Here is an 8,803-nt window from a genome sequence, read left to right on the forward strand (position 1 = left end):
AATATGGGATATTAGCTCAGTTGGTAGAGCACTTGACTTTTAATCAAGTTGTCCGGGGTTCGAATCCCCGATGTCTCATTAATTTTTAAGAACACTATCATTTCGATAGTGTTTTTTTCTTGCCCGGAAACCCGCATAAAATCAGGCTTTTCCGGGCTTTTGTATTTTTTTGTAAGTGTCTTCAAAAGTGTGTTTTTTCGGCTATTTACTGTTACACTTGTGTTACACTCCCTTTAGGCGAGTGCTTTTTCTACCTTTTCCCGCTTCTCTGCTTCGGTATTCCGGTCAAAACAGTAATTCTTTAGGGTTGTCCTCTCGTCCGAGTGTCCGACCAGTTCCCTCACCGTGTTGATATTGACATGAGCATCTAACAAGGCAGATATGTAGGTTTTTCTTACCTTATGGGAACTCTTTACCATCGTGCCATATTCCTTGCAGTACTTCCTGAAACGGTATGCAACTGCATACTGGGGAACTGGTTTTCCATCCATCGAAAAGATATATCCGGTACTGTCCGCTCCGACTTCTTTCTGCCTTGATCGGGCTGTCCTGATGATCTCTTTTGCCTTTTGGGTAAGAATTACCTGTCTATCCCCGCAATCCGTCTTTGTATGCTCAATGACCTTTTTCGTGTCTTTGTTATACATACGCTGGACATGGATGTAATCCGGGCTTTCGATGTCCTCATACCGTACTGCACACAGTTCACCTATTCGCAAACCTGTCTGGAACAGGAATGGAATTGCCAGCGGTGCAAGATCATACATTGCTTTATGTGTGTGGTAATCCCTCCATGCCAGCCTTGTTATTGCACGTTCCTCTGCGGTCAGATAGACCTGCGTTGCGTCCGGTTTCTTTTTGACTTTCCGAAACATACGCTTTCCGTCGATTTTTACATACTTAAACGGATTCTCCAAGATGAGCTTTAAGTCTGCCGCATAGTCCAAAGCCTGTCGGATGATGACCGTACAGTTGTAATACTGCGTTTTCGTCATGGAATGCGTCTTTATGAGTTCATGTGCCCAGACATCCAGTGTCACCTTGTCCAGTTTCCGAAGTGGCTCTTTGATGATCTTCGTGCCTACATAGTAGGCTTTCCAATCTGAATCTATCCGGCTCACATACGTTTCTGAATTGGTATGCAGAGCCTTGTATTTCAGCCATTTGGGATAAAAAGTTTCCAATGTCACCTTGTCTTCATCGTCATACCATTCAAGTCCATAGTAGTCTGCAAGGGCTGTGTAGAGGTCTTGTTCTGAGGTCTTCACAATCATCCTCAGACCTGATTTACAGCTTTTGTCCGGTACACGAGTTCGCCAGCGTTGATCTTTCTCATTTTGACGGATGGTGTACGGGTGCAAAGGTTTTAATTCATTTTTCAGTTTTTCAAGCGTTTTCTTCTTCATGGATTCTTTAATTTTTTCCATGTCGCTTGAGCTAAGTATATCATTTTCTAGTGCCAGTTCAAGTACTTTTAAGTTTTCGTTGTCCATGATGTCTTATCATTTTTTCAACGCAAAAAAGGATATTTTTATCAATCTACGATACATCACTATACATCACAAGGCGTTGACAAAAATATCCTCCTTATTTAGTTTAAATTATTAACTTATCGCCTGTTCATGCTTCGTAAAAAGTCTGAGCATAGCAGAGCTTGAGATTACTTGTGATTTCCAGATCATAAATCACGGTTCTGTTTTCTTCTTTCGTGGCGGTGACATTGATACGTTCACCATCCGGTGTGGAAAGTGTCACTTCTGTTGTCTCTTTTTTGCCTGTGTCCAGACTGCGGCAAAAATCTACTTTATCCTCGTTTTCTTTCGCCGCACTTGCCGCCTTGATGATATTTCTCATACTCTGAGGGTATTTGTCGGATTTAATACTTTCCTCAAATGCTGTTCTTAACCCCTCGATTTTTTTTGTATTTGCCATAATATAAGCCTCCTATTTTTCTATTTTATCCATTATTCAGTTGTAAGTCATTGCGATACCATACCATACATTCATTACATAACAACGCTACACTTCGCCAAGCTGTACTTAACTATCTTTGCAACACCTTGCCGTTACAGCACAATGCATTTTGATCATCTGAATTGATTATTCAGAAAACGGATTCTCTTTACTTTCTTCGATTGACGCTATATGAAAGTCTTCTGATCTTGTCAAATATTTCTCGACGGAATCATATTTTTTAATTTTTCCATCTTCTTCAAAAATCCAGACCTCCTTTATTCGCCTGAGGAATGCCGCCCATGTCTCTGGGTGCTCAGTCTGTACATTCACATACTGTTCTTCCAGCGGTTCATTGGATAAGAGATAGATTGTCTCTGCACACATAAATTTATTCGCATATCGTGCTGGAAGGTCAATCGGATAGATGTCCAAAAACTGCAACATATCTGAGATCGGCAACTGACTTCGATATTCTTCAAAGCACAATATGGTCTGATATTTATACCTGTCAAATGGATGCAAATAATCTGAAATTTTATAGACATTAGCGTCCCCGTGGGTGTCCAGAACATATCTGGTTTTTCCAAGCCCTGTTTTTCCGAAAAAGTAAATGACTCTCAGATTTAATCTTCGATGAGCTTTATAACGGTCTTCGATAACGGTCAGCCGTATGCGGTCGAGCTTGTCCAGATTCAAGATATAATCGTTGTTGATAGCCAAAATCTCTGCATTACTATATCCGGCACACACCAACTCATACAGTTCCTGCATCGCGGCATTTTTCCCTCTCTGTTTTGGTCTCGTGCCCCATTCTTCAAAAGTGCCCCGTACACTTGTTTCTGATTTTTCCGAATCCTTCCACTTTCCGGATTTCTGGATGTATTCCACGTTACTCAGGACAGTGCCCCGTGCTACTTCAATATGGGCTGTCGGAAAATGTTTCTTGACCGTGCTCCAACGTACTCTTGATCGGAAGACTACATACAAATGTGTGTGCGGTGTTCCTGTTTCTGCGATTTCATCAGCAAGGCAGAAGTATACCAGTGTTGAAAAATTGAGAGTCAAAATCTCTTTGATTTTTGTATGGTCAAGCCCCTCAGTAAGCGGGTTGTTGATGGTAAGCTGGTAAGCATTCCGCTGAATGTTCAGTTTGTTTTCTATTGTATTTTCGATAGCAGAAATCTGGATTTCTTCTGCTTTCTTGTCTTCCACCAGTGGTGGGAAAATTTTTTCATTCTTCATTATACTGTCCTCACTTTTTATTTGTTCGCTCTGTTTATTGATAACGAACAGTAATTTTATGTCTCGAAACCCTTGATTTTGCTGGGCTTTTTGACATTTTTTCTTTGTTTGTTCACCGGGCGGTAATACTAACCGCCCGGTGAACGGTCATTCCGTCCTCACCGTCTGCCCTCTGTTCCAGCCTTCGGCTGTCCCAGAGATCAGAGCGGCAAGTCCGGGCTGACGATCTAATCGATTCCGAATTTCTCGCTCGAGTACAGCCGGGTTACTGATCTGTGGCACAATGATTTCCTGTACACTTTCCTGTCCATCAATCAGGACAAGAGCCTGTCCCGGCTTGTAGCCACTGGTCGGGTTTTCTTCCAGTTCACCGGAAAAGCCCAGCATCCGAAACTGTTCAGCGGAGCATCTTCCAAAGGAAAGCACACACTGGAATTGTTCTCTTGAACCAGAATCGAAGAGATGTGCATCGGCTCGCTGGACACAGATGAATACGCCCATATTCAGCCCGCGGGAGACTGCAAGAAGTTCTCCGATCTTTGCCTGCAATTCTGCTTTCAGCTTTTTTGACTGCGTTTCTGCATAGGTCAGGAGGCCGAACCATTCCTCCACAAACAGGGTGTAATGAGTCTCCAATTTCACCTTGTTTTCCCTGATGAAAACAAAGAAGTCATAAAAATCCTGAATCATTGTGACTGCATCGCTACCAGAAGCATAAGACGATGAACCTTCAAATGATTCATATTCCTCTCCCCCCTTGTAGTCGGCGATATATACAGCACTTTCTCCCGTTGTCAGTAAATTTCCTATGTACCAGCGGGCAGACAGGCTCTTACCTGAGCCGGACTTCCCAGCAATCAGAACAGAAGAAGTCTTTTTTTCCAGCTGAATATTCAAAGGAACTTTAATACCCGCGTTCTGATACTCTTCCATCAGATAACCGAGCTTCATTCCTTGTCCTCATCATCGAAGATATGAAATTCCTCTTCTAAGGGTTCGATTTCATCCGGTGCTGTATTGTCTGTCAATGATGCCTGTATCTGCTCCTGTGAATCCAAATACTTAAATCCCAGACCCGATAGCGGAATCGCAAACTGAATCCGGGTAGGAGCAGCGACAAGAACTTTTACAAAAACGCTCTGCTGTCGGGTGTCCTGATAAAAGGAACGGACACAGTGCTCGATCAATTTAAGAAGCTGTTCGGATTCGATCGACTGGTATTTTTCCTTTAATCCAACGGCTGTAAAGCTGATAAAAATGCAATCATTTTCCTGCGAATAAGCTTCAAAAACTGGTAATTCCAGAAGTTCTTTACCGAGTCGGTTTTTCAAGTTGTTCAAGTCTTCACCTGTCAAGTACAGCCCCTGATTAATGATCTTCTCAGGTTTCGTATGTCCGGTTTCTTCCATCACCCACCAGAACAACGCGGAACCGATTTTTTTTATTCCTTCAATAATCCAGTACTCAAAATGAGCGATTCCCTGCTCTAAGGATTTCAGGTTCTTTCTTTTGTAAAAACTATACCCGCCAACCGTCAAAAGACCGACGGAAGCAAAAGCACATACTATAATTAAAAAAATGTAATATGCCATTTCTTTGTTTGGGGAGCTGTCAGCTCCCCGCCTCCTTTCACTTAAATGCCATCATAATTGGTAACAAATTTCATCGCCTTTGCTTTGAAGGAGTCTTCTATTGAATTCGTCCTTTCAGCATAGTAAGCCGTGACAGTGCCTTCGATAATCTCTACATAAAATTTCTCGCCGGCTTCCCTACGTTCAAGAAGTTCATCCGGGGCGATGAGTGGCTTTTCTTCCTCCACCTTGATTGCGATCCGCTCAAAAGAAAACAAGTCTACACAGTCATATACATAACTTCCGACTTCATCTGTCCTCTCCCCGTCGTTATAAATCCAAACTGGTCTGATCTGCACGAGCATCATAACTGCATCATGTACACGAGAGCTGTTCTCGATTGGCAGAGGAATCTGGCAAATCGAGGAATTTAACTTAATGCGGTTCATAATTCAACCTCCGTATGTTATAATAAAATTGTTCTAAAGTTACATGGGGATTTCCCCGTGAGCCGCGTTCTGTTGCCGCAGGAAGCGGCTCAATTTCAAATGCTTTCCGTAGGCGGTGGACGATTTCGCTTCATGTGTTGCTCCTTTCCGAAGTGCTTTGTTTTCTTGTTTCTAAATTCAGTCTACCAGCTTTTCAATAGATACACTATCTTAACGAATGTGTCGAAAAATTTCTCGCTTTAAAGCAAGAAAGTTTCATTTGATAAAAGGAGACAAATATGGATTTTGATAAATTCTATATGATCGGAACAGAGAAAGAAGTTAGAGATTTTTCCAGAATTGTTGATTTTGGAGAAAAAAAAGAAATTCAAAAGAAATATGAATCATTAAAATCTAACTATAAAGCCTGCGTAGATCGTATCATTTTAAAACTTAATAAAGGAAATGAAGAATTTTTCGGATACAACTTGAATCGTTTCTTACTTGCAAATAAGTATACGAATTCTCAGTTTACACTAAGTAAGATCGGTAAGGCATTGTTTAGCAAATATAACCAGTTTGTTGATAATACTTCTCTATGGAATGATATTGAATATGAAGAGCATTTTTTCGAAAAGAAAATTGATTCTTACAAAAAAAATCGTACCTTGAATCCAGATAACGAGTTGTCCCAATCCATTATAAATACAATATGTTCTGATTTACTGTGTGATATTGATTTACTCACAACTGGAATTGGCAAAGTATGGGAGATTAACGAACTTTATTATGATAAATTCGTGCAGAATGATGAGTTTTGGGAATTAGTAACTGAAAATTTTGATGAAACATGGAATGCGAAATTGTGTTTAGAGTTTTTTGAAAAATACTTACAAAAAAATGGAAAACTACTCCAAGACCAGCCAGTTCTTATTGAACAATGGGCAGTACTTACTTATTCAGGGAAGTATCAGATGTTAAAGCCTCGAAATACCAATGCATCAAATGAGAAGCAAGAGGCGATTGATATGCTGATAGAGGATTTGTATAACATTCAATTAGGGGAATCCTTATTGTGTCAAATGTATGCAACACTTCCCCGCGAGTATGATATAGAAGAGTAGAAAAAAAGTAGCTCTCAAAATTGAGGGCTACTTCTTATATATAAGTATATCCTGCACTTTACAGTCGAGTATCTCGCATAGGGCATTGATCGTGTGTGTCGATATATTCGAATTGCTTCGCATCCGGGAAAGCTGTCCGGCTGAGATATTGTATTTATGAATCAACTGATATTGGCTGATATTCTTTAATTTTAATGTATTCCAGAATGGTTCGTACGAAATCATGAAAGCTCACTCCTTATGCTTGCATGATACCCGTAAACGGACTATAATAAAATTAGCCATAAATGGCTATTATTATGCAGATAACCTCATACTCACACCAAGATTATACCTTTGAAATAAGCGTTTTTTCTATATAAAGGTTGCACACAAAAATATAACGGTTATAATGGGGTTATGCAGAAAATTCTATATGCAAAAGGAGGAGAATCCATGTTTAAGAAGAAAATCACAAAAGGAATCGCAGTAGTGACACTTTCACTGGGACTGGTGTTTTCCGGGTCTGCTGGTGCAGTTGCACCTATTGGAACAACAGTAACAGTTGAAGCCGCTTCAAAAAATATGTCGGTAAAGGCATCTTGCGGTTCAGTGTATGTTGGTTCTGGTAAAAAGATCAGTGTCAAAGCTCCTAAGGGTTCAAAGATCAGCTATAAATCTTTAAATTCTTACGTTTCTATTGATTCAAAAGGGAATGTAAAAGGTAGAAAAGCTGGAACTGGAAAAGTTCGTGTGACTGTATCTAAGAAAGGTTATAAATCAGCTACTAAGACCGTAACTGTAAAGGTTGTAAAGAGAAATCAGAAAGTTAGTGCTAGGAACGTTACCGTTAATGTTGGTAAGTCTGCTTCTCTTGGTGCTAAGGCTAGGACAGGTCTTAGGTTTAAATCTTCTAATACTAGAGTTGCTACTGTAAACTCTAGGGGTGTTGTAGTTGGTAAGAAGACTGGAACTGCTAAGATTACTGTTTACACAAAGGGTAATGGCACTTACAATAAGGCTTCTCGTACTGTAACTGTTAAGGTTACTAAGCCATCTCATAAACATTCTTATAAGAAAACTGTTATTCCAGCTAAGACTCATATTGTTGAACATAAGGAAGAAGGTCATTGGGTAGAGCCTACTTGGGTAGTTGACAAGGAAGCTACTACAGTTGTAGACGTACCGGAACATGATGCTTATGTATGTACTGATGGTACTGAGTTTGAAACTGAGGAACCTGCTAAGGCTCATGTAGATGAGGTTAACGCTCAGCATGTTATTGCTTCTAAAGTAAATAAGGTTATCCATCATGATGCTGTTGAGGAGGTGTCTCATCAGGAGACTGTAACTAATTACTGGCACGTATGTAATGTTTGTGGTTTTACAACTCCTGATGATAGTGAGATTGTATCACATCAGAATAAGTTTGTTAATATGCAAGGAGAAAAAATGGATGAGTATATATCTCAAGGTATGTCTGTAGATGAAGCTCAGGCTAGGGTAGATAAAGAAATTCCATTACATTCTTCAACTCATCTCGAACCACATACTGAAACTGTAAAAGTAGTTGATACTCCAGCTCAGGAAGCATGGGATGAAGTTCTCGAGGACCAGTATGTAGTTACCTGTTCTTGCGGTGAAACTTTCGAATCTCAGGATGATTTTAATAGTCATAAAGAAAGCAATAGTATCTCTTATGAACTGAAACATATTGATGCTACTTATAAGGATGTACCGGAAGAGGGACATTATGAAGGTGAACGTACTTGGGTAGTCGATAAGAAAGCCTATACTGAGACAGTTGTAGATACTCCTGAAAAGGTTATTTACAAATGTAGTTGTGGAGCTATTAAGAAATAAACTTTAAGAGGAAGACTTATATGAAAAAGAAATTCAAAAAAATCTTTGCCCTTTTGTTAATTGTTGGATTTGTTATTTCCAGCTCTTTTGGTTCTTTTGAACCTGTGAGTATGGTTTCCACTGTACAGGCGGCAACCAATAAACTGACATTGAAAGCCTCTAATAAGAACGTTTATGTCGGTTCATCTGCGAAGCTGAATGTAAAAGCTACAAAGGGGGCAATAATTCCTTTTATAAAAAATGTCCCGTCATCCTTATGATGGCGGGATTTTTATATTACTGATTGATTTTGTTGCGGCTTATTTTACTGCATTCGCTCAACCAGTCAAACCTGCTTCGCATCGCCTTGCGACTTCGGGCTTGACAGGCTGACCGGATGCAGTTGAGGGTAGTCAAGCAAAATCATTCCTCTGTTGTAAACGACAGAGCGTTTCTCCATTTCATTAAAAAACAAAAATCTATTCTTGCATTATTTGTATATTTCCTGTAAAATATTTTTGACAAGTATAGTAGATAATGTTCTTTTGGGATTGCTTGATGTGTTACACTTTTTGTTACACTTATATAAGCGACACGGAAAGCTCCTTTCTTTTCAAGGGTTTCAAGTGTGTAATCGGGTTCGAATCCCCGATGTCTCATT

General features: G+C 39.9%; 11 protein-coding genes and 1 tRNA gene. 4 read left to right on the forward strand and 8 right to left on the reverse strand.

Annotated features, from left to right (window positions below; genetic code table 11):
• Positions 1–5 precede the first annotated feature (5 nt).
• Positions 6–78, forward strand: a tRNA-Lys gene (locus tag DWW86_RS16815).
• A 155-nt stretch (positions 79–233) separates the two neighbouring features.
• Here DWW86_RS16815 and DWW86_RS16820 read toward each other — a convergent pair.
• The 6 genes from DWW86_RS16820 to DWW86_RS16845 all read right to left on the reverse strand — a co-directional run bounded on the left by DWW86_RS16820 (position 234) and on the right by DWW86_RS16845 (position 5,218).
• Complete coding sequence (locus tag DWW86_RS16820; RefSeq protein WP_117944088.1) at positions 234–1,493, reverse strand: tyrosine-type recombinase/integrase; 1,260 nt, start codon at positions 1,491–1,493, stop codon at positions 234–236.
• 127 nt (positions 1,494–1,620) lie between these two features.
• On the reverse strand, positions 1,621–1,932 hold the full coding sequence (locus DWW86_RS16825) for a hypothetical protein (protein ID WP_117944090.1): 312 nt from the start codon (positions 1,930–1,932) through the stop codon (positions 1,621–1,623).
• 168 nt (positions 1,933–2,100) lie between these two features.
• Complete coding sequence (locus DWW86_RS16830) at positions 2,101–3,198, reverse strand: hypothetical protein (RefSeq protein WP_117944092.1); 1,098 nt, start codon at positions 3,196–3,198, stop codon at positions 2,101–2,103.
• A 147-nt stretch (positions 3,199–3,345) separates the two neighbouring features.
• Positions 3,346–4,149: a P-loop NTPase family protein gene (locus tag DWW86_RS16835; protein ID WP_117944094.1), complete on the reverse strand. Its 804-nt coding sequence runs from the start codon at positions 4,147–4,149 to the stop codon at positions 3,346–3,348.
• Entirely contained in the window at positions 4,146–4,790 is a 645-nt protein-coding gene (locus tag DWW86_RS16840; protein ID WP_117944096.1) for a hypothetical protein, read from the reverse strand. The genes DWW86_RS16835 and DWW86_RS16840 overlap by 4 nt, the downstream gene beginning before the upstream one ends.
• Positions 4,791–4,831: 41 nt before the next feature.
• A complete protein-coding gene (locus tag DWW86_RS16845; protein WP_117944098.1) occupies positions 4,832–5,218 on the reverse strand; it encodes a hypothetical protein in 387 nt (128 codons plus the stop codon).
• Positions 5,219–5,496: 278 nt separating this feature from the next.
• Between DWW86_RS16845 and DWW86_RS16850 the strand changes: the two genes are divergently transcribed.
• Entirely contained in the window at positions 5,497–6,321 is an 825-nt protein-coding gene (locus DWW86_RS16850; protein ID WP_117944101.1) for a hypothetical protein, read from the forward strand.
• 27 nt (positions 6,322–6,348) lie between these two features.
• Here the strand turns inward: DWW86_RS16850 and DWW86_RS16855 are convergent, their stop codons facing one another.
• Complete coding sequence (locus DWW86_RS16855; protein ID WP_117944103.1) at positions 6,349–6,546, reverse strand: helix-turn-helix domain-containing protein; 198 nt, start codon at positions 6,544–6,546, stop codon at positions 6,349–6,351.
• A 210-nt stretch (positions 6,547–6,756) separates the two neighbouring features.
• Here DWW86_RS16855 and DWW86_RS16860 point away from each other — a divergent pair, with 210 nt between their 5' ends.
• Positions 6,757–8,163: a hypothetical protein gene (locus tag DWW86_RS16860; protein WP_117944105.1), complete on the forward strand. Its 1,407-nt coding sequence runs from the start codon at positions 6,757–6,759 to the stop codon at positions 8,161–8,163.
• 20 nt (positions 8,164–8,183) lie between these two features.
• The gene (locus DWW86_RS16865; RefSeq protein WP_117944106.1) at positions 8,184–8,423 is read left to right on the forward strand and encodes a hypothetical protein; all 240 of its coding nucleotides are present in this window, start codon (positions 8,184–8,186) and stop codon (positions 8,421–8,423) included.
• Positions 8,424–8,565: 142 nt separating this feature from the next.
• Here the strand turns inward: DWW86_RS16865 and DWW86_RS17235 are convergent.
• Positions 8,566–8,803: hypothetical protein (locus tag DWW86_RS17235; RefSeq protein ID WP_117944108.1), on the reverse strand; the 238-nt coding region annotated here is incomplete at its 5' end.

The sequence above is a fragment of the Ruminococcus sp. AF17-22AC genome, assembly GCF_003460065.1.
In the GTDB taxonomy this organism is placed as follows: domain Bacteria; phylum Bacillota; class Clostridia; order Lachnospirales; family Lachnospiraceae; genus Blautia_A.